This is a genomic window from Acidiphilium sp. 34-64-41 (assembly GCF_002282635.1).
Lineage (GTDB): Bacteria > Pseudomonadota > Alphaproteobacteria > Acetobacterales > Acetobacteraceae > Acidiphilium > Acidiphilium rubrum.
In genome coordinates this window covers 104137-123535 of sequence record NZ_NCJX01000001.1, presented here as the reverse complement: position 1 = coordinate 123535, position 19399 = coordinate 104137, and the positions used below count along the sequence as shown (strand labels likewise).

At 64.3% G+C, this 19399-nt stretch carries 15 protein-coding genes and 1 pseudogene; 8 read left to right on the top strand and 8 right to left on the bottom strand.

Going from position 1 to position 19399, the window contains the following annotated elements:
* Positions 1–22: 22 nt before the first annotated feature.
* Complete coding sequence (gene ndk / locus B7X49_RS00560) at positions 23–445, bottom strand: nucleoside-diphosphate kinase (RefSeq protein ID WP_029311335.1); 423 nt, start codon at positions 443–445, stop codon at positions 23–25.
* Between the two features lie 105 nt (positions 446–550).
* On the opposite strand from ndk, the pseudogene B7X49_RS00555 reads away from it, so the two are divergent.
* Together B7X49_RS00555 and B7X49_RS00550 are read left to right on the top strand one after the other, a co-directional pair.
* Positions 551–2385, top strand: a pseudogene (locus B7X49_RS00555) (ABC-F family ATP-binding cassette domain-containing protein).
* 117 nt (positions 2386–2502) lie between these two features.
* Positions 2503–3318, top strand: coding sequence for a DNA-binding transcriptional regulator (locus B7X49_RS00550; RefSeq protein WP_286837539.1), 816 nt, complete (start codon positions 2503–2505; stop codon positions 3316–3318).
* A 30-nt stretch (positions 3319–3348) separates the two neighbouring features.
* Here the strand turns inward: B7X49_RS00550 and B7X49_RS00545 are convergent, their stop codons facing one another.
* From B7X49_RS00545 to B7X49_RS00530, 4 genes are all read right to left on the bottom strand, one after another.
* Positions 3349–4581: an outer membrane beta-barrel protein gene (locus B7X49_RS00545; RefSeq protein ID WP_286702366.1), complete on the bottom strand. Its 1233-nt coding sequence runs from the start codon at positions 4579–4581 to the stop codon at positions 3349–3351.
* Between the two features lie 189 nt (positions 4582–4770).
* The gene (locus tag B7X49_RS00540; protein ID WP_286702365.1) at positions 4771–7536 is read right to left on the bottom strand and encodes an ATP-dependent DNA helicase; all 2766 of its coding nucleotides are present in this window, start codon (positions 7534–7536) and stop codon (positions 4771–4773) included.
* A 58-nt stretch (positions 7537–7594) separates the two neighbouring features.
* Positions 7595–8230, bottom strand: a complete 636-nt coding sequence (locus B7X49_RS00535; protein WP_286702364.1) for a uracil-DNA glycosylase — start codon at positions 8228–8230, stop codon at positions 7595–7597.
* A gap of 7 nt (positions 8231–8237) precedes the next feature.
* A complete protein-coding gene (locus B7X49_RS00530) occupies positions 8238–8810 on the bottom strand; it encodes an NYN domain-containing protein (protein ID WP_029311328.1) in 573 nt (190 codons plus the stop codon).
* Between the two features lie 105 nt (positions 8811–8915).
* On the opposite strand from B7X49_RS00530, the gene folK reads away from it, so the two are divergent.
* From folK to B7X49_RS00500, 6 genes are all read left to right on the top strand, one after another.
* Positions 8916–9416: a 2-amino-4-hydroxy-6-hydroxymethyldihydropteridine diphosphokinase gene (gene folK / locus B7X49_RS00525; protein ID WP_286702363.1), complete on the top strand. Its 501-nt coding sequence runs from the start codon at positions 8916–8918 to the stop codon at positions 9414–9416.
* 111 nt (positions 9417–9527) lie between these two features.
* On the top strand, positions 9528–9938 hold the full coding sequence (rpoZ, locus tag B7X49_RS00520) for a DNA-directed RNA polymerase subunit omega (protein ID WP_029311326.1): 411 nt from the start codon (positions 9528–9530) through the stop codon (positions 9936–9938).
* Between the two features lie 37 nt (positions 9939–9975).
* Positions 9976–12228, top strand: a complete 2253-nt coding sequence (locus B7X49_RS00515) for a bifunctional (p)ppGpp synthetase/guanosine-3',5'-bis(diphosphate) 3'-pyrophosphohydrolase (protein WP_286837716.1) — start codon at positions 9976–9978, stop codon at positions 12226–12228.
* Between the two features lie 85 nt (positions 12229–12313).
* A complete protein-coding gene (acpS, locus tag B7X49_RS00510) occupies positions 12314–12718 on the top strand; it encodes a holo-ACP synthase (protein ID WP_029311324.1) in 405 nt (134 codons plus the stop codon).
* Between the two features lie 4 nt (positions 12719–12722).
* A complete protein-coding gene (locus tag B7X49_RS00505; protein ID WP_286702362.1) occupies positions 12723–13814 on the top strand; it encodes a class I SAM-dependent RNA methyltransferase in 1092 nt (363 codons plus the stop codon).
* A gap of 367 nt (positions 13815–14181) precedes the next feature.
* Positions 14182–15756, top strand: a complete 1575-nt coding sequence (locus tag B7X49_RS00500) for a 2-isopropylmalate synthase (RefSeq protein WP_286702361.1) — start codon at positions 14182–14184, stop codon at positions 15754–15756.
* Here B7X49_RS00500 and B7X49_RS00495 read toward each other — a convergent pair.
* The 3 genes from B7X49_RS00495 to B7X49_RS00485 are packed head-to-tail and all read right to left on the bottom strand — an operon-like array spanning position 15745 to position 19396.
* Entirely contained in the window at positions 15745–16641 is an 897-nt protein-coding gene (locus tag B7X49_RS00495; RefSeq protein ID WP_286702360.1) for an alpha/beta fold hydrolase, read from the bottom strand. The genes B7X49_RS00500 and B7X49_RS00495 overlap by 12 nt on opposite strands.
* Complete coding sequence (locus tag B7X49_RS00490) at positions 16638–18140, bottom strand: glycosyltransferase family 39 protein (protein WP_286702359.1); 1503 nt, start codon at positions 18138–18140, stop codon at positions 16638–16640. The genes B7X49_RS00495 and B7X49_RS00490 overlap by 4 nt, the downstream gene beginning before the upstream one ends.
* Positions 18137–19396, bottom strand: a complete 1260-nt coding sequence (locus B7X49_RS00485) for an FAD-binding oxidoreductase (RefSeq protein ID WP_286702358.1) — start codon at positions 19394–19396, stop codon at positions 18137–18139. The genes B7X49_RS00490 and B7X49_RS00485 overlap by 4 nt, the downstream gene beginning before the upstream one ends.
* Positions 19397–19399: the final 3 nt, after the last annotated feature.

Below are 19399 nucleotides of genomic sequence, written 5' to 3'. Positions count from 1 at the left end.
CTTGCGCCCCCTTTTGACGATGTCAGCCGACGATTTCGATGCCGGCGAAGAAGAAGGCAATCTCGTGCGCTGCGGTATCAGCCGCATCCGAGCCATGCACGGAATTGGCTTCGATGTCTTCGGCGAATTCGGCGCGAATGGTGCCGGCGGCGGCTTTTTTCGGGTCGGTTGCACCCATGATCTCGCGGTTCTTGGCGACCGCGCCTTCACCTTCGAGCACCTGGGCGACCACCGGGCCGGAGGTCATGAAAGTGACCAGGCCGCCGAAGAACGGGCGTTCCTTGTGGACGCCGTAGAAGGTTTCGGCTTGTGCTTTGGTGAGGTGGATGCGCTTCTGGGCGACGATGCGCAGGCCGGCGGCCTCGAATTTGGCGTTGATGGCGCCGGTCAGGTTGCGGCGGGTTGCGTCGGGTTTGATGATCGAGAGCGTGTGTTCGATGGCCATTGGGGTCTCTTTTCAGGGTTTTTGTCGGAAGGTTCGAGAGTCGGGGCGGCCATAGCCGCCCTGTCCGGTATGGGCAAGCCCCGCGTGCTGGGTTAGCAAGCGGGCATGAGCCTCCTTCGCATCGAAAACCTGTCGTTCAGCATCGCCGGCCGTGCGCTGCTCGAAAATGCGGCACTCACGGTCGATCCTGGCCGCAAGCGACCCTGCTCAAGCTGATCCAGGGCATTCATACGCTCGATGGCGGTACCATCCGCCTGGCCAACCGGGCCAAAATGGGTTCGGTCGCGCAGGAAGCGCCGGCCGGGCCGATCACGCCGATCGAGGTGGTGCTGGCCGCCGATGTCGAGCGGGCGGCGCTGCTCACCGAGGCGGAACACGCTGCGCCCGAGCGGTTGGGCGAAATCCATGACCGGTTGATCACCATCGATGCCGACAGTGCGACCGCGCGCGCCGGGGCGATTCTTGCCGGCCTTGGTTTCGATGATGCCGCCCAGAACCGTGCGATGTCGAGTTTCTCCGGCGGGTGGCGCATGCGTGTTGCCCTCGCGGCCGCGCTGTTCGCGGCACCCGATCTGTTGCTGCTTGACGAGCCGACCAATCATCTGGACCTTGAGGCGACGCTCTGGCTCGAAAACTGGCTCGCCCGGTTTACCGGTGCCGTGTTGATGGTGTCGCATGATCGTGACCTGCTCGATCGCGCGGTCGACAGCATTGCGCATCTTGATCGCGGCAAGATTACGCTCACGCCGGGTGGGTTTGCGGAGTTCGTGCGCATTCGCACCGAGCGGGCCGAGCAGCAGAACCGGGCGGCGGCCAAGATTGCCGAGCAACGCGCGCACATGCAGAGCTATGTCGATCGGTTCCGCGCCAAGGCGAGCAAGGCGCGGCAGGCGCAGTCCCGCCTGAAGGCGCTGCAGAAAATGCCGATGATCGATACCATTGTGGAAGACAGCCCGACGCGGTTCAATTTTCCCGAACCGCGCGAATTGGCGCCGCCGCTGCTTTCGCTCGACCGGGTTTCGCTGGGGTATGGTGAGCGGACCGTGCTCTCGGGCGTGTCGCTGCGGATCGATATGGAGGACCGCATCGCGCTGCTGGGGGCGAACGGCAACGGCAAGTCGACCTTGGCCAAGGCGCTGGCCGGCCGGCTCGACCCGATGAGCGGCAGCAGTTTTCGCACCCGCGGCATCACGGTGGGGTATTTCGCGCAGCATCAGGAGGATGATCTGCACCTGGATGACACGCCGTTGCTGCATCTGTCGCGCGTGCTGCCGAACGCAACGCCGACGCAGGTGCGCGCGCAGGCGGCGCGGTTCGGGCTGGATGCCGCGCGGGTCGATACCAAGGTGGGTCAGCTTTCGGGCGGTGAGAAGGCGCGGCTGCTGCTGGCGCTGGCGACGCGGGATGCGCCGCAGGTGCTCATTCTCGATGAACCGACCAATCACCTCGATATCGACGCGCGCGAGGCGCTGGTGCGCGCGCTGACCGATTTTCCGGGTGCGGTCATTCTGGTGACGCATGATACGCATTTGATCGATCTGGTGGCGGACCGGCTGATGCTGGTTTCGGGTGGCAAGGTCGAGGCGTATGACGATGATCTTGAGGCGTACCGGCGCCTGATCACGCAGAAATCGGCGGGGACCGCACAGGATCGCAAATCCGCGCCGCAGACCAAGGAGGACCGCAAGGCCCGCGCCGAAGCCCGCGAAGCCACCGCGCCGCTGCGCAAGCGCGGCCGCGACGCCGAGAAGACGATCCGCACGCTGGAAGCCGAGAAGCGCAAGCTGGAGGCGAAACTCGCGGATGCCGATTTCTACGCACGGGCGAAATCCGACGAGATTACCGCGATCCAGCAGCGGCTCGGCGTGATCGGCGGCGAGATCGCGGCGGCGGAAGCGGTGTGGCTGGAGGTTGAGGCGGCGCTGGAGGCGGTGGGGTAGGAAGCCGTTCTTTTTTGGAAAAAAGAACCAAAAAACTTTTGGACTCCGGTTTGTGCGGTGTGGCGTGGCGCGCGTGTCTTGCCGAAGCGGGCAGGGGTTCTTGAAAGTGGTGGGCCATTGGACCATAGTAAGACAGGAGGGTGGCGCGGTGGCATCAGCTTCGCGATCATCGATGATCTGTCGCAGGATGCGGTTGTCGCCATCGTGGTCGAGACCCCGTCCGGTGTGATCAAGATTCTGGCTGAGCCGGACTTTCATGATCGGTCGTTGGTTCTGCGCCGGACGCATATGCAGGGGCCGCGGGCAAACCTGGTCGGCGCCGGCAATTTGATGGCGCTGGCGCAGGTGATGATGGAAAGGTTGGATTGCGATGAAATCATCGTTGAAGGCGCGGTTCGAACGACTGGGGCCCATCCGGGACATGCCCCCCGCATATTGGATGATCGGGTGGATGATCGGGTGGATGATCGGGTGGATGATCGGGGCGCGCCGGCGCGCGTCGATGCCGCCATCGCGCTGGTCGGTGGTGGGTTGAGCCTGCTGCGGGCCAAGCGGGTGATCGAGGAGGTCATCACGCAGGGTCGCGCGGTGGTCGCGTTGCCGCATGTCGATGATCCGGCCGGTCTGCTCGGTGTGCTTCGCTCGACCGGGTTTGCGGCCGCGATGCTGGATACCGCGCCGATCGATATAAGGCAGCTCCGGCGACGCCTCGGCGTGACCCGTGCGCAGTTTGCCGCTCGCTACGGGTTCGAGATCGAGGCGCTGCGCAACTGGGAGATCGGCAAACGCCAGCCCGACACCGCCGCGACGAGCTATCTGCGCGCCATATCGCATGACCCGGAAAGCGTCGAACGGGCGTTTGCGCCGATCATGGCTGAAGCATCGCCGGTGGCGATGGGTTCGATGGGTCTTGATCGGAAACCAGCCGGGTAGGCGCGCGGGGCTTGCCGCGCGCCGCCTCGATCAGAACAGCACGCCGGCTTCGACGACGAAATCGGCCTGGTTGCGGCTGCCGCCGTCGTTGCCGTAGCCGCGTGATCCGTTGTTGCTGAATTTGGTCAGATGCATCAGCCCGACATCGCCGCGCACGAACAGGTTCTTGTCCTGCCAGGTGGGGGAGACGGAGATCCCGACGCCCTGGGCACCCGGGTTGATGAACCAGTTGTCCGGACCGTTGGAGGTGAAATATTCGCCCCAGCCGCCCAGCGAGTAGTCCGACTTGCCGAACTGGTAGTCGGCGAACAGTGCCGCGCCGAAATTGCTGGAGAATTTGTTGAGTGCCGGGTTTCCCGACTGCGTCGCCAGGATCGCGTCGGGCTTGGCATAGACGTATTGAACTTCGGGCACGAGGTTCAGATTGCCCATGGTGTAGCTGTAGTAGGCACCCAGCATGGTCGAATTGACGTAATAGGGGCCGTATCCGCCGACGAACGACTGGTTGTACGGTGTGGTCGCCGAGCCATAGATATGGGCATTCGGGCCGGTGCGGCCCAGGTTGGTGGCGCCGAAAACGTTGAGCACGTTGTTGCTGTTGATCGTGTAGGTCGCGAGCGCCTGGACGAAGTTCCACACGCCGGTGTCGAACCCATCGCCGTATTCGATCGTCGCGGCGACCGGGCCGACCGTGTAGGTCGCTTCGATGCCGCGGCTCTGCGAATTTTCGACCGCGAAGATATCGGTGGTCAACAAATTGGCGTTGTTCCAGTCGACGCCTGATTCATAGCCTTCCTGCGAGCCGAGCTGCCCGGCCGAAATCGACAGGCTCTTGGTTGGCGCCAGCGTGAGGTAGCCAGCATAGAGTGGGCCGGTCGAGAACGTCTGCACTGAGGTTGAGTTCGGCTTGCCGCCCAGGATCAAGGCGTTGGTGGCGCCGACCTCGATGGTGAATTGCAGCAAGCCGCTGGCCTTCTGAACCTGGATCAACCCGTTGAGGAATTCGGCGCCGGTCGCCTTGTCGGTGCCGAGCAGGCCGTAATTGGCGGAATTACCGGTACCCGACAGGCCGTAGAGATATCCATCCGCCCCGCCGGTCAGCGCGAGCGGTCCGAGGGGTCCGCCATCAATGTTGATCGCGGTCGGGCCGTTGAAGGCCTCGGCGGAGTGGAGAGCCAGCAACGAAGCGGCAGCGCCAAAGCCAAGGCCCAGTAGCGCCGCACGTTTCGACTTTCGCGGCCCGGTTGTGATTTCAGCAAACATAATCGCTCCTGTTTGATCTTTTATTACGCCACATGCCGTTATTTTCATCGCCGACCGATGAAACCATGGCGGCATGTCGTAAGTTTCCGACACGTCGCGTCGTATATCAGCAAACAATATGCCAAACGCGACATGTGCGACCGCAAGACGCGCTGGAATGCCCGATTGGCTCAGACTGTTGCAGTTTTGCTACAAATTCGGCGGCGCAAAGAACGCGGCGACCGAGGCTACCGTTTCGGCGAGGCCGATCCGCTGCACGATCACGTCCGGCGGAAATGCTGATTCCAGGCGCGAGGGAAACGCCCGATCGAGCAGGACGAACACGCCGCGGTCGCTCGCGCGGCGGATCAGGCGGCCGAATCCCTGGCGCAGGCGGAGGCGGACGATGGCGTCGTCATAGGCTTTGGCATCGCCATCCGCGAGATGGGCGCGGCGGACCCGGTGCAGAATATCCGGCCGCGGCCAGGGCGTGCGCTCGAACACCACCAGGCGCAGGGCGTTGCCGGGGACATCGACGCCATCGCGCATCGCATCCGTGCCTAATAGACAGGCATTCTGCTCGGCCCGGAACACATCGACCAGCGTGGCATTGTTCATGACATCGACATGCTGGGCATAGAGCGGAATGTTTTCCGCCTCCAGCGCCGGCGCGATGCGGGACTGGACGGCGCGCAGGCGCGAAATCGCGGTGAACAGACCCAGCGCGCCGCCGCCCGATGCCAGGAACAGGGCGCGGAATGCGGCGGCCAGACCTTCGATATTGTCGCGCGGGGCATCGCGCACCACGAAAATGCGGGTTTGGGCCGGGTAGTCGAACGGCGAGGCGAAGCCGGCGCGGATTGCGGGGTTGGGCAGATAACGGGCACCGCTGCGCGCTTCGGCGCCGCGCCAGCCGGCTTCGGGCGCGGCCTCGCTCGCGTTGTCGCGCAGGGTGGCGGAGGTGATCAGCAGGCCGTGGGCGGGCGTGGCGACGATTTCGGCGAACGCTTCGGTTGGGTCGAGCAGATGCGAGAGCAGCGCCGCATCGCGCCCCAGGCGGATGAACAGCACGTTGCGCGGCCGCTCGCCGGGCGCGGGCGGTGCAGCGCTGGTCGCGGCCAGCATGCGCCGCCAGGCGGCCAGTTGATCGAGCGCGCGGCGGCGCAGGCTGCGGGCCATCGCCTCGATCCGCTGGCGGTCGCGCTCTTCGATTGTGGCGGCTTCCTCATCGAGGCGTGCCAGCAACCGCTCGCGGATGGCCTTGAGCGGTGTTTCGAGCCGGGCGAGGGCGCGTTCCAGCGCCGCCGCCGCATCGGCCAAGGCGGGTTCGACCGGGTGCAGATCGACCTCGAAATCGAGGCTGGATTCGCGGTCGGCCGGTTTGGCGCGGGCGCGCGCCTGGGTGACCAGCGCGCTCAGAAACGCCTCGGCCGTGCCGGTGCCGATACTGTCGAGTTCGACGCCGCCGGCGGCGCCGAGGCGGGCGAAAAACGCCGATCCGGGCAGCACGCGTGCTGCGATCAGCGCCGCCTCCAGCGGGGCCGCCAGGGTTTCATCGGCCTCGACCAGATCGGCGATCCGCGGCGCGATGCCGCGCGCGCGTGAGCGGCCACCCTCGGCGCCCAGCAGCCAGCGCCGCAACTCCGCCATCTCGATGCCGGATAATTCGGCCGAAAACGCGGAATCGGCGGCATCGAACAGATGATGCCCTTCATCGAACACGTAGCGGGTCGGCACGCTGTTATCATCGAGCCCGCCCCACACCGCCTGCGCCATGACCAGGGCATGGTTGGCGATCACGAGGTCGGCACCGCGCGCGCGGCGGATCACGTGCTCGATCGTGCAGCGCTTGAAATGCGGGCAGGCGCCGTGGATGCATTCGCCGCGCCGATCGGCGATCTGAGGCAGCAGCGCGGTGCCGAACAATTCGGCAAACCAGCCCGGCAGGTCGCCGCCCGCGACGTCGTGATCGTTTGACACCAGCGCCCAGCGGGCGATCAGGCCAAGGGCGACCAGATTCGCCCCGGCATTGTTCACCGCGTCCTCGTAATTGAGCAGGCAGAGGTAATTCTCGCGCCCCTTGCGCAGCACCACGCGGTTGCGCAGCTTGACCGGGTCTGGCTCCAGGCGCGCCAGTTCCTGCTCGATCTGGCGCTGCAAATGGCGCGTGTAGGTCGAAATCCAGACGGCACCCTGGTTGCGCTCGGCCCAGAGCGAGGCGGGCGCGAGGTAGCCGAGGGTCTTGCCCGTGCCGGTACCCGCCTCGGCCAGCACGCAATGCGGCGCGCCCTCGGTCGCGGCCGGGGCGAACGCGGCGGTTGCGGCGGATGCATAATCCGATTGCGCCGGGCGCTGCTCCGCTTGATCGCCCAGCAGATCGGCCAGCCGGGCGCGGGCCGCATCCGGCGCCACCGCGAACGAGGATGGCGGCGGGCGGGGCGCCTCATCGTCCCATTCCGGCAGGATCGACCACAGGCGCAACAACGCCCGGTCGGGCCGGGCTGCCGCATCGTCGAGCGCCGCGGCCACCGCTTTGGCCCAGGGCCATCCGGCGCTGCCCATCAGCGCCGCGAGTCCGGCGGCGTGACGGTTCATGCGCAGGGTTCTGCCCTGGGCCAGCCTGGTCAATAAGGCGCTGGCGAAATCGGGCAGCATCGCCGCGGCGGCCTCGATGGTCTGCGGCGGTTCCATGTCGAGCGCGCGGGCGAGGGCCGCGGGGGTGGGGGCCAAGGGCTGTGCGGGCATGACGAAGGCGAATAGTTCCAGCAGATCGAGTGTGCGCAGCGTGGTGCCGAGACGCTTGAGCGTCGCCGGCGCATGGATCACGATCGGTGGTGGCAATCCGCGCAAGGCGGCCCGCGCTGCTTCGGCATCGAGCGTAAGCAACTCGCCCTCGGCCGTCAGGATGGCGGCACGGCCATGGGCCGTCACCAGCGACGGCGCATCGGGCAGCAACAATCGCGGCGGGACGTTCATACGCCGGGTTTAACGGTCTCGCGTGATAATACCAACCGGCGTGTGGGGGACGCGGGGATCAGTGTTGCAGTGAGGCGATGATGGCTTCGAACATGGGTGTGGTGAGGCGGCCGGTGTTGGTATTGAGTCGTGAGACGTGGAAGCTATCGGTGAGGGTTATGCCGCTTGGCAGGATTGTTGTGGTGCCGTGGGCGAATTTTGCGAAGCCTGGCTTCAGTCCGAACGCGCGCAGGCTGGCTTGGTGTGCGATGCCGCCCAGGGCGAGGATTGCGCGCAGGTTCGGCATGCGGGCGATTTCGGCCTGGAGGAATTGGTTGCAGGTGGCGATTTCGGCGGGTAGCGGTTTGTTTTCCGGCGGCACGCAGCGGACGGCGTTGATGATGCGGCAGTGGTGCAGGGTGAGCCCGTCATCGGGCCGCTCGTGGTACTGGCCGGTGGCGAAGCCGTATTTCAGGAGGGTTTCGTAGAGCAGTTTGCCGGCGAAATCGCCCGTGAAGGGTCGGCCGGTGCGGTTGGCGCCGCGCACGCCTGGTGCGAGCCCGACGATGAGCAGGCGCGCACCGGTATCGCCGAAGCATGGCACCGGCGCGTTATGCCAATCGGGGAATTTTTGGCGGTTTTCGGTGCGAAACGCGGCGAGGCGCGGGCAGAGCGGGCAGTTTTTTGCCGGTTCTACGCCGGCCGCGGCGGGCATGGCGGGATTATTCGACTTCGACCTCAGCGCGCTGCGGGCGTTGGCGGGGCTCGGTCTGGCGGCGGGTGAAATCGCCGGCGATGTCGGATAGTTCAACAAATTGGTCTGCCTGCCGACGCAGTTCATCGGCGATCATCGGCGGTGCGGTCTTGATAGTCGAGACCACCGATACGCGCACGCCGCGCCGTTGGACCGCTTCGACCAGGCGGCGGAAGTCGGAATCGCCGGAAAACAGGATCGCGTGGTCGATGTGCGGCGCCATTTCGAGCATATCGATCGCGAGTTCGATATCCATGTTGCCTTTGACCCGGCGCCGGCCTGCACCATCGGTGAATTCCTTGGCGGGCTTGGTCACCAATGTATAGCCGTTATAGGCTAGCCAGTCGGTCAAAGGTTTGAGCGGCGAATATTCTTCGGTGTCGAGCAGTGCGGAGTAGTAATACGCACGAATCAGGTTGACGTTACCAAAAAAATCGAGAAGTCGACGGTAATCGACGTCAAATCCCACGGCACGAGAGGCTGCGTAAAGATTGGCACCATCGATAAACAGAGCGGTCTTTTCGTGAGGGAGTAGACGCATGGGCGGAACCTTCCGAATCGCAGAAAATTTAAATATTCAAGTTGAATATCGATATGGTGGTCATTCGTTTACGCGAAACTGTCTTGAAGGTACAGGGTAGAAATAATGCTGCTGATCGCCATCGGTGCGAACCTGCCGGGCGCTGAGGGCGGTTCGCCGCGCACGACCTGCGATCAGGCGGTGCATGCGCTGCGAAACCTGCCGGACATTCGGTTCGTCGCTCTCTCGGGGTGGTACCGCAGCGCGCCGGTGCCACGCGACGATGGCCAGCCTGATTATTGCAACGGCGTCGTTCGGTTTGAGGGCGAGCCCGACCCCGCCTGGCTGCTGGCATCGCTTCATAAAATCGAGGCCGAATTCGGCCGCACGCGCAGTGTTGCCAATGCGGCCCGCACGCTCGATCTGGACTTGATCGACTGCAATGGCATCATTTGCACCGAGGCGTCCCTGGTGTTGCCCCACCCGCGTGCTCATTTGCGGCCGTTTGTGCTGCAACCTATTCTTGATATCGCGCCCGATTGGGTGCATCCTGACCTCGATTTGACGGCGGCCGCGCTGCTAGCGGCGCTGCCCCAGCCCGCTGCGGGGTCCATGATGCCGTGGTGATTGTTGCTGCGCATGAACTTCGGTTGCGCTGCAGCGTGCCGTCTGCTAGATATTTTGGTTGAAGTATTGGGTTATGCGCCGCTGAGCGCATGATAAATGGAGTTAGTTGTCATGGCACGCGTTACCGTCGAAGATTGCATCGAGCAGATCCCGAACCGGTTCGAATTGGTTTTGCTGGCCGCCCAGCGCGCCCGCAACCTCGCGCGCGGTGCCGCCATTACGATCGATCGTGACAACGATAAAAACCCTGTGGTCGCGCTGCGCGAGATTGCCGATGTTTCGGTCGATTTCGGCGGGCTGGAGCAGGATTTGATCAAATCGCTCTCGCGCGTGCCCGATCCGGAACCGATCGACGAGGAAGTGCAGGATCTTATTCCGACCGATCAGAATATTTTTGGCTTGCAGGACGTCTCCGCCGAGGAGGAAGCCGCAGCGCTTGCCGCCGAATCCGAGGAGATGACGTCCGAGGATATCGCGGCCGCGATCGAAGCGGAGCTTGGCGGCGGGCGTCCGCGCCGCTGATCCGAGCCCGCACTCAATGGCCGTGCGGCGCGCCGGGATGGGGTTGAACCAGCCCGCCGCCGCGCCGGATGGCATTGCGACCGGACCGGGCGTGTTTCACGACGCCGTCCTGCCCCTGCTGAGCCGGATTGGCAGTTATGATGCCAAGATCGATCCCGGCTTGATCGATCAGGCCTATACGATCGCCGCCGAGGCGCACGCCGCCCAGACCCGGGAAAACGGCGATCCTTATATTACCCATCCGCTCGCCGTCGCCGATATTCTGGCCGGCTACCGACTCGATGGCGACAGCATTATCACCGCCCTGCTGCACGATGTGATCGAGGATACCAAGGTCACGCTGCCGGCGCTGCAATCGCGGTTCGGTGCCGAGGTGGCCGGGCTGGTCGATGGCGTGACCAAGCTGACGCGCCTGGAACTGCAATCGGACCGCACGAAGCAGGCGGAAAATTTCCGCAAGCTGGTGCTTGCGATGAGCAAGGACATCAGGGTCCTGCTCGTCAAACTGGCGGATCGGCTGCACAATATGCGCACCATCCATTTCATGCGCGAGCCGGAGCGCCGGGCGCGCATTGCGCGCGAGACCATGGAAATCTATGCGCCGCTCGCCGAACGCATCGGCATGGACCGTGTGAAGACCGAACTGCAGAACCTGTCGTTCGCCGTGCTCGACCCGGAGGCTTATGATTCGATCCAGGCGCGGATGAATTTCCTCCGCGGTCAGGGTGCGGACGTGATCGACGAGGTGCGTGCCGAATTGCTGCGGATTTTTGCGGCCGCCGGTGTCGAGGTGATCGATATTTCCGGCCGTGAGAAATCGATCTTTTCGATCTGGGAGAAGATGCAGCGGCGCAATGTCGCGTTCGAGCAATTGTCCGACATCATGGCGTTCCGCATTCTGGTGCCGTCGCGCGAGCAATGTTATGTGGCGCTCGGTGCGATTCACGCCGCGTTCCCGGTGATCGCGGGCCGGTTCAAGGACTATATCTCGACGCCCAAGGCGAACCATTACCAGTCGCTGCATACCGGCGTCACCTTGCGCCACCCGCGCAATCAGAAGATCGAATTGCAGATCCGCACGCCGGACATGCACGCCATTGCGGAAAACGGCGTCGCTGCGCATTGGGTCTATAAGCAGGAAGACGCATCACCCGCCGACGTGAAGCAATTCCGCTGGGTGCAGGATTTGCTCGAGATTCTGGAGAACTCGGCGGCCCCCGATGAATTCCTGGAAAACACCAAGCTCGAACTCTATCAGGACCAGGTCTTCTGCTTCACGCCGAAGGGCCAGCTGATCCAGTTGCCGCGCGGGGCCACCGCGGTTGATTTTGCTTACGCGGTTCACTCGCAGATCGGCGATACCTGCGTCGGCGCGCGGATCAACGGAAGGTTGATGCCGCTGCGCTATGAATTGCAGAACGGCGATCAGGTCGAGATTCTCACCGCGCGCGGCGGCACGCCTTCGCCATCGTGGGAGCGCTTCGTCGTCACCGGCAAGGCGCGCGCGCGCATCCGCCGCTTTCTGGCCAGCCAGGTCCGCGAACAGAACCGCGATCAGGGCAAGGCGGCGCTGGCCAAGGCGTTTCGCCAGGATGGGGTGGATGGTTCGGAAAAAGTGCTGGACGGCGCTTTGAAAGCGCTGAAACAGGTCAGCCTCGATGATTTGTATGTCGCGGTCGGCACCGGCAATCTGGGCGCGAAGGACGTGGTGCAGGCGATCTACCCCGAACTGCGGGAAACCCGGCCCTCGCGCATCGTTCCTGGCATGCTCGCGCGCCCCGCCCGGCCGCCGGCACGCTCGAACGAACTGCCGCTGACCGGGTTGATCTCCGGCATGGAGGTTCACTACGCCGGCTGCTGCCATCCGCTGCCGGGCGATAAGATCGTTGGCATCATCGCGACCGGCAAGGGTGTGACGATCCACGCCCGCGACTGCATGACGCTGGAAACTTTCGCCACCACGCCGGAACGCTTCATCGATGTCGATTGGGATTACGCGCAGCTCGGCCAGGCGAAGGACGGCGGCAAGGATGGCGCTGGGCGCGACCGGCCGTTCACCGGGCGGATCAGCGTGATTGCCGCCAACGCCGCCAATGCGGTCGCCAACCTCGCCAATGCCGTCTCCAAGCAGGATGGCGCCATCGCGAATTTGAAGATCGTTCATCGCCAGCAGGACTTTTTCGAATGCCTCATGGATGTCGAAGTGCGCGACCTGCGGCACCTCTCGCAGGTGATTGCGGGGTTGCGGGCGGCGGGCGGGGTGGCGCAGGTGGATCGGGCGCGGACGTGAAGGGAAGGCGGGAAGACGTCTTTTTTGTAAAAAAGACGCAAAAAACTTTTGTTTGTTTGGTGTCGGGCTTTGCGGCGTTGTTGCCATGATTGTCGGCATTGGTTCCGACCTTTGTGATATCCGCCGGATCGAGGAGACGCTGGCTCGCTTCGGCGATCGGTTCACCGGGCGTATCTTCACCGCAATCGAGCAACGGCGCGCCGAACGCCGGCCGCATCAGCGCGCATCGAGCTACGCCAAGCGGTTTGCCGCCAAGGAAGCCTGCGCGAAGGCGCTTGGCACCGGGTTTCGGCGCGGCGTGTTTTTCTCCGACCTCGGCGTGATCAATCTGCCCTCCGGCCAACCCACCATGGCGCTCACCGGCGGGGCTGCGGTGCAGCTGGCGCGCTTGATTTTGCCGGGAAAGACGCCGTTTATCCATGTGTCGCTGACCGATGAATATCCCTACGCCTATGCGCATGTGATCATCGAGGCACGGGAAGGTACCTGAACCTATGATCGAGTATGAAACGGTGCCGGCGGTTTGCCGGCATTTCGACGTTTGCGGCGGCTGTACCGAGCAGGATGTGCCACCGGAGCGCTACGCCGCGGCCAAGCGGGCGGCGCTGGTGGAGGCGCTGGCGCATGCCGGCTACCCTGATGCGCCGATTGCACCGCTCCTGCTCATTCCGATGGGCACGCGCCGCCGAGTCGATTTCGCGGCGATGCGGGTTGCCGGCGCGGTTCGGCTCGGGTTTCACGCGGCGCGCTCGCGCGACGTGGTCGATATCACCGAATGCCCCCTGGCGCGGCCGGAGATTGCGGCCCTGATCGGCCCGCTGCGCGAGTTGCTTGGCAAGCTCGCCGGATTTCGCAAGACCGGCAGTGTGCTGATCAACGCGATCGATACCGGGCTCGATGTGTCGGTGGTGCTGGATGGCGAGGCGACGGCGGCGGATCGCTCCTGGCTGGTCGCTTTCGCCCGCGCCCACGGCCTTGCGCGCATCAGCCTGGGCGATGAACCCGTGCTCGTGGTGCATGCGATTACGCTGGATGTGGGCGGGTTGACCGTGGCACCGCCGCCGGGCGCTTTTCTGCAACCGACCCGCGAGGGTGAGGCTGCGATCCGCGCCGCCGTGATCGCCGGTCTGCCGGGCAGGCTGACCCGTAAATCCCGCATCGTGGAACTCTATGCCGGCATCGGCACGCTGACCGGTGCGATCGCCGCGCACGCGCGGGTTCATGGGGTCGAGGGCAGCAAACCGGCCTGCGCGGCCCTTGAAGCCGGCGCGCGGCTTGCCGGGCTGAGCGGTAAAATCACCGTCGAAACCCGCGATCTGGCGCGCCGGCCGGTGACCGCCAAGGAATTCGCCGGCGCCGCCGGGATTGTGCTCGACCCGCCGTTCGATGGCGCGGGGCCGCAGATGCGCGCGATCATCGAAGCGAAAATTCCGCGGGTGATCTATGTCAGTTGCAATCCCGAAGCGCTGGCGCGTGAGGCGAAATGGCTGCGCCAGGCTGGGTATGAGGTGCTGGCGGCCAGCCCGATCGATCAGTTTGCGGGGTCGGTGCATCTGGAGGCTGTGGTGGTGTTCGCGCTGGCGTGAGGAAGACTCTTCTTTTTTGTGAACAAAAAAGAAGCAAAAAAAACTTTGTTCATCTGGGCCGGTGGCGGTGAAAACGCCCGAGCCCCAGAGTCAAAAAGTTTTTTGCTTCTTTTTTACAAAAAAGAAGGACTTCCTTCCTACTGCCCAACCCCCAAGTTGCACCCGCCCGGTAACGGTGTTATCGCTGGATCATGAGCGAAACGGTCTTCCGTTCCGAGATTTGCATCCGCCACGCGGCTTTGTCGCTGCGTGCCGCGCTCGCGCTTCGACTTATTCACCCCTGGGCGTAATTCCGGGCTGAAACCCGGCGCGCACAGGGGAGCCAGAGTTCGAACGCCTGAAAACCAGCACCGAAGCGAGACCCGCCATGAGCATCAACCATCCTAATTTCGGCATGATTGCCGACGATCGCGTCATCATATTCGACACCACTTTGCGTGATGGCGAGCAATCGCCCGGTTTTTCGATGAATCTCGACGAAAAACTGCGCATGGCCGAGGCTTTGGCCGAGCTTGGGGTCGATGTCATTGAAGCCGGCTTTCCGATTGCGAGCATTGGCGATTTCGAGAGCGTGCAGCGCATTGCGCAGAGCATTCGCGGCCCGGTGATTACCGGCCTCGCGCGCTCCGGCCGCGATGATATCCTGCGCGCGGCCGAGGCGGTGAAGCCTGCGGAGCGCAAGCGCATCCATACCTTCATTTCCACCTCGCCGCTGCATATGAAGTATAAGCTGCGGATGGAACCGGACGCGGTGCTCGAAGCGGTCGGCCGATCGGTTGCGCTGGCGCGGGACTTTACCGACGATGTCGAATGGTCGGCCGAGGACGGCAGCCGGACCGAGCCCGATTTTCTGTGCCGCTGCGTCGAAGCCGCCATCAAGGCGGGGGCGACCACGATCAATATTCCCGATACTGTCGGGTATTCGGTGCCCGAGGATATCGCGCGCATTTTCACCATGCTGCGTACGCGCGTGCCGGGCGCCGATGACGTGATTTTTTCGACGCATAATCATAACGATCTTGGCCTCGCTGTTGCTAACACATTGGCCGCGGTGGGCGCCGGTGCCCGGCAGATTGAATGCACGATCAACGGGATCGGCGAGCGCGCCGGCAACGCAGCACTCGAAGAAGTGGTCATGGCGATCCGCACCCGGCATGACGCGGTGCCGTTCAACAACGGGATCGATAGTCCTAAAATTCTGCGGACGTCGAAGCTGCTTGCTGCAATCACCGGGTTCGATGTGCAGCCGAACAAGGCGATCGTGGGGCGCAACGCCTTCGCGCATGAAAGCGGCATTCACCAGGACGGCGTGCTGAAAAACGCCGCGACCTATGAAATCATGACGCCGGAATCGGTCGGTTGGCAAAAGACCAGCCTGGTGCTGGGCAAACACTCCGGCCGCGCCGCGTTCCGCGACAAGTTGCGCAGCCTTGGCTATGGCGAAGTTGGCGACAATGCGCTGAACGATGCGTTCCGCCGGTTCAAGGATCTCGCGGATCGCAAGAAGCTGGTTTATGACGAAGACATCACGGCGCTGTTCGATGAAACCGTGGTGCGCGAGCAGAGCCGGATCAAATTCATTTCGTTGCAGGTGTGGTCAGGCTCGAAGGCTCAGCCGCGCGCGGTGCTCGAACTCGAGGTCGATGGCGTGCTGCATGAACACGAGTCGCTGGGGGACGGGCCGGTCGATGCCACGTTTAACGCGATCCGCGCGATTGCGCCGCACGAGGCGGAGTTGCGCCTGTTCACGGTGGGCGCGGTGACCGAGGGCACCGATGCGCAGGCGCGCTGCGGTGTGCGGCTTGAGGAGGGCGGCAAGCTGGTTGACGGCCAGGGTGCGGATACCGACACGATCGTGGCGGCCGCGCGCGCCTATGTGCATGCGTTGAACAAGCTCATGGTCAAGCGCGCGCGGACCGAGCCCGCGGCGCTATCCGCCTGACAAAAACGCTTGCAGGGCGGCCAATGTTTCCTCCGGCGCTTCCTCGGCAAGGTAGTGGCCGGAGGGCATGGCGGCACCGCTGAGCGAGCCTGCGCAGTAGTCGCGCCAGATCGCCAGCGGCTCGTACAGTGCCCCGACCAACCCGCGCTCTCCCCAAAGAACCAGCGTGGGGCAGGCGATTTTCAAACCATTCGCGCGGCTGCCCCGATCGTGCTCCAGATCGATCGTGGCGGCGGCGCGATAATCCTCGCAGATCGCCACCACCGTCGCCGGGTTGGCGATGCAGTGCTGATAATCCGCCATGGCCGGTGGAGCGAATACCGCACCTGCCGTTTTGTGCCGGGCGCTCTGCGCCAGCAGCCAGGCGCCGGCATCGAGGTTGATCAACTCCTCCGGAAACGGATGGGGCTGGGCGAGAAAAAACCAGTGATAATACCCCATCGCGAAGCGCATGTCGGTGCGCTCGAAATGTTCTATGGTCGGAATGATATCCAGCATGGCCAGATGCCGCACCCGGGCCGGATGATCGAGTGTGAGCCGATGCGCGACGCGCGCGCCGCGATCGTGCCCGACCAGCGCGAAATCGCTGACTCCCAGATGATCGAGCAGGGCGATGATATCGCCGGCCATCGCCCGCTTCGCGTAGGGCGCATGATCGGTGGTGGCCGGCGGCTTGAAGGTCTCGCCGTAGCCGGTGATGTCTGGGCAGATCACGGTGAAATGCTCGGCCAGAGCCGGCGCGATCTTGTGCCAGATATAATGGGTCTGCGGCATGCCGTGCAGCATGACCAGGGCCGGTCCGCTGCCGTGGGTTCGCAGGCGGAAGGTTCGGCCATCATCGAGCGTGATGTGGCGGAGCGTGAAGGCATCGAACGGATCGGTCATTGCGGCCCCTGGCAGTTATTGTCGAACACGATGACATCGGCCGGAGAGTCCTGCAACGTGCGGCAGGGGGCGGCGGTGAACAGCGCGACCAGCCGTGGAACGAGGGCGCGGCTTGCGGCATCCACTTCGATATTCGCGATGATGACGCGATGGAATCGCGCGCTGTCGGCGGGCAGGGTAGGGGTGGCTGCGCGCACGATCTGCACCATGAGGCTCGAAGGGGCGGCGGCGATGAAGGGGCCGGGAATCCCGACCCCGTCGTTGCCGAACGGCACCAGAACCAGCGTGCCGGCACCCGCCAGCGCCGCCGCATCGCGTGCGGTGCGCGCTGCCGGCTGCATCGTCTGCGGCGCGATCGCCAGCCCGATGATCGCGGCGGCTTGGACCGCGATGACCAATGAAGCGAGCCGGGGCCGCTTGTGCAAACCCGCCGCCAGGGCGAGGCCGATATAGGGCAGGCCGAGCCAGACGTAGCGCACCTCGATCGGCGTGTTATCGAAGGCGGCGCCGAGTGCCAGCAGGCCCAGGGGCGGTGCGAGGATCAGGCTCACTACCAATTCACGATGGCGCGGTGCCAGCCGTGGCAGGCCATCGCGGATCACGATGATCGATAGCAGCAAGGTAAGCGAGCCGAGCGCCGCCGCGAGCGCGACCGACCACGGCGGCGGGGCATAGCGTGGTAACGCACCGAGCACGGCGCCTGCCTGATCACGACCAAGATCGATCAGCGCGCGTAACGGTTTGAATGCGTGAAACTGCCCCTTGCGGCTCTCCGCCTGCGCCAGAAAGAACCACGCACCGGCGGGGATGAACAAGCCGGCGCCGAGTGCTGGCAGCAGCGCCATGCCGGGACGGCGGCGGTTGATGATGGCGAACCATCCGAGGGCCGCAATCGTTGTGAAACTGGCGAGATAATTCGAGAAACAGGCGGCGCCGAGCGCGATTCCGCCGAGCAGCGCGATCGGGCGGGTTGGCTGTGCCGCGGCTTCCACCAGCAGCATGACGCCGGTGAGTGACAGCGCATCGGTCAGCGCGAAATTGCGCGCAACCACGCCGGTATAGGCAAAACCGTAGCACAGCACGGTCAGAACGATTACGAGGGATGGCGCCACGCCGAGGCGGCGGGCGACCCGCGCCAGAGTTGCCAGGGCCAGCAGCGTCAGGAGCACTGATAAGATGCGAAGTCGGAACAAATTGATTCCAACCAGATCGCGCCAGAACGACAAAAGCCAGAAATAGAGCGGTGGATGAACGTCGCCTCGGCGCAGTGCGCGGACGATTTCGAGCAGACTAGCATGGCCGTGATACCATCCGCGCAGTGCCGCAACGCGCACCGGCGCAATCGGCCAGTCCGGCCTGGCATGACCCGCGATGAGAAAGATGCTGTAATATTCGTCGTACTCGCCGCCACGGCACCAGGCGACGACCAGGAGAATGATTGCAGAAATGCCGATCGCCGTGGCGAGCGGAACCCGCGCATCGGATCGGGCGGCTTTCATAGCATGTCGCGCAGACGAAACCAGCTGGTGGCGAGCACTAGGCTCGGCATTCGCAGCATCGGGCCGCCTGGAAAGCGCGCGTGGGGGATTTGTGCGAATACGTCGAACCGCTCGGCCTGGCCTGCCACGGCCTCGCCGAGCAGCTTGCCGGCCAGCCCGGTCAAGGCGACGCCGTGGCCGGAAAATCCTTGCGCGAAGAGAATGTTTCGTCCGAGCCGCCCGAAATGCGGCAGCCGGTTGCGCGTGATCGCGACATTGCCGCCCCACACGTAATCGACCCGCGCATCGGCGAGTTGCGGAAATGCCCGCCTCGCGCGGCCCAGCATCGAGGCGGCGAGATTGGGGGGCGGCAGCGTCGAATACGATACACGGCCGCCGAACAGCATCCGGTCATCCGTACTGCGGCGAAAATAATCGAGCACGAAATTCAGATCGGCCACGGCTTCGTTGTTCGGGATCAGCGACTTTATGTCCGGCCGTGATTCGGTTGCAATGATGTAGGTGCCCACCGGCATCACATGGCCCGCGATCGGCCGCGAGAGCGTGCCCAGATAGGCATTGCCGCACAGCAGCAGGTAATCGGCACTCACCACGCCTTGCGGTGTAGTCAGCGTCACGCGCTCACCTTGACCGATTGCGCTGACGCGTGTGCCGGTGAAAATCTGCGCCCCCGCCGCCATCGCCGCATGGCCAAGCCCGAGGGTGTAGTTCAGCGGATGGATGTGTCCGGCGATCGGGTCGTGCAACGCGGCCTTGTAGCGCGGGCTGGCGAGCCGGGCCTGCAACGCTGACCCTTGCAGCAGGGTGAAACCCTCGGCGCCGAGTTCGTGAAGTTCTTGCTGCCAGTCTTGAAGTTCGCGGATCTGGCGCGGTTTGACGGCGGCATGCAGGTAGCCGCGCTGCGGCTCGCACGGGATGGCGAAGCGCGCGATCTGCGCGTGCAGCAGATCGACCGCATCCACCGTCATGTCCCACAGCGATCGTGCGGCACCCGCGCCCATCAGCCGGCGCACGGTGGTCTGGCCGGCGGCGAAGCCCGGCAGCGCCTGCCCGCCGTTGCGCCCGGAGGCACCAAATCCGATGTGCTGCGCTTCGAGCACCGCGACGCGGTAGCCGCGCTCGGCGAGATGCAGCGCTGCCGAACATCCCGTCATGCCGGCGCCGATGATTGCGACGTCGCAACGCAGATCGCCGGATAATGGCGCGGTCGTGGTTGGAAAGCGAGCCGTCGCCTCGTAGTAATTCGCCAGCGCCATGGC

Excerpts from the sequence above, each read along its gene's own strand:
- B7X49_RS00490 (WP_286702359.1), bottom strand. The coding sequence starts at position 18,140 with ATGAAAGCCGCCCGATCCGATGCGCGGGTTCCGCTCGCCACGGCGATC.
- folK (WP_286702363.1), top strand. The coding sequence starts at position 8,916 with ATGCTGCTGATCGCCATCGGTGCGAACCTGCCGGGCGCTGAGGGCGGT.
- B7X49_RS00505 (WP_286702362.1), top strand. The coding sequence starts at position 12,723 with ATGATCGAGTATGAAACGGTGCCGGCGGTTTGCCGGCATTTCGACGTT.
- B7X49_RS00485 (WP_286702358.1), bottom strand. The coding sequence starts at position 19,396 with ATGGCGCTGGCGAATTACTACGAGGCGACGGCTCGCTTTCCAACCACG.
- ndk (WP_029311335.1), bottom strand. The coding sequence starts at position 445 with ATGGCCATCGAACACACGCTCTCGATCATCAAACCCGACGCAACCCGC.
- B7X49_RS00500 (WP_286702361.1), top strand. The coding sequence starts at position 14,182 with ATGAGCATCAACCATCCTAATTTCGGCATGATTGCCGACGATCGCGTC.
- B7X49_RS00535 (WP_286702364.1), bottom strand. The coding sequence starts at position 8,230 with ATGCCCGCCGCGGCCGGCGTAGAACCGGCAAAAAACTGCCCGCTCTGC.
- B7X49_RS00515 (WP_286837716.1), top strand. The coding sequence starts at position 9,976 with ATGGGGTTGAACCAGCCCGCCGCCGCGCCGGATGGCATTGCGACCGGA.
- acpS (WP_029311324.1), top strand. The coding sequence starts at position 12,314 with ATGATTGTCGGCATTGGTTCCGACCTTTGTGATATCCGCCGGATCGAG.
- B7X49_RS00495 (WP_286702360.1), bottom strand. The coding sequence starts at position 16,641 with ATGACCGATCCGTTCGATGCCTTCACGCTCCGCCACATCACGCTCGAT.
- B7X49_RS00540 (WP_286702365.1), bottom strand. The coding sequence starts at position 7,536 with ATGAACGTCCCGCCGCGATTGTTGCTGCCCGATGCGCCGTCGCTGGTG.
- B7X49_RS00530 (WP_029311328.1), bottom strand. The coding sequence starts at position 8,810 with ATGCGTCTACTCCCTCACGAAAAGACCGCTCTGTTTATCGATGGTGCC.
- B7X49_RS00545 (WP_286702366.1), bottom strand. The coding sequence starts at position 4,581 with ATGTTTGCTGAAATCACAACCGGGCCGCGAAAGTCGAAACGTGCGGCG.
- rpoZ (WP_029311326.1), top strand. The coding sequence starts at position 9,528 with ATGGCACGCGTTACCGTCGAAGATTGCATCGAGCAGATCCCGAACCGG.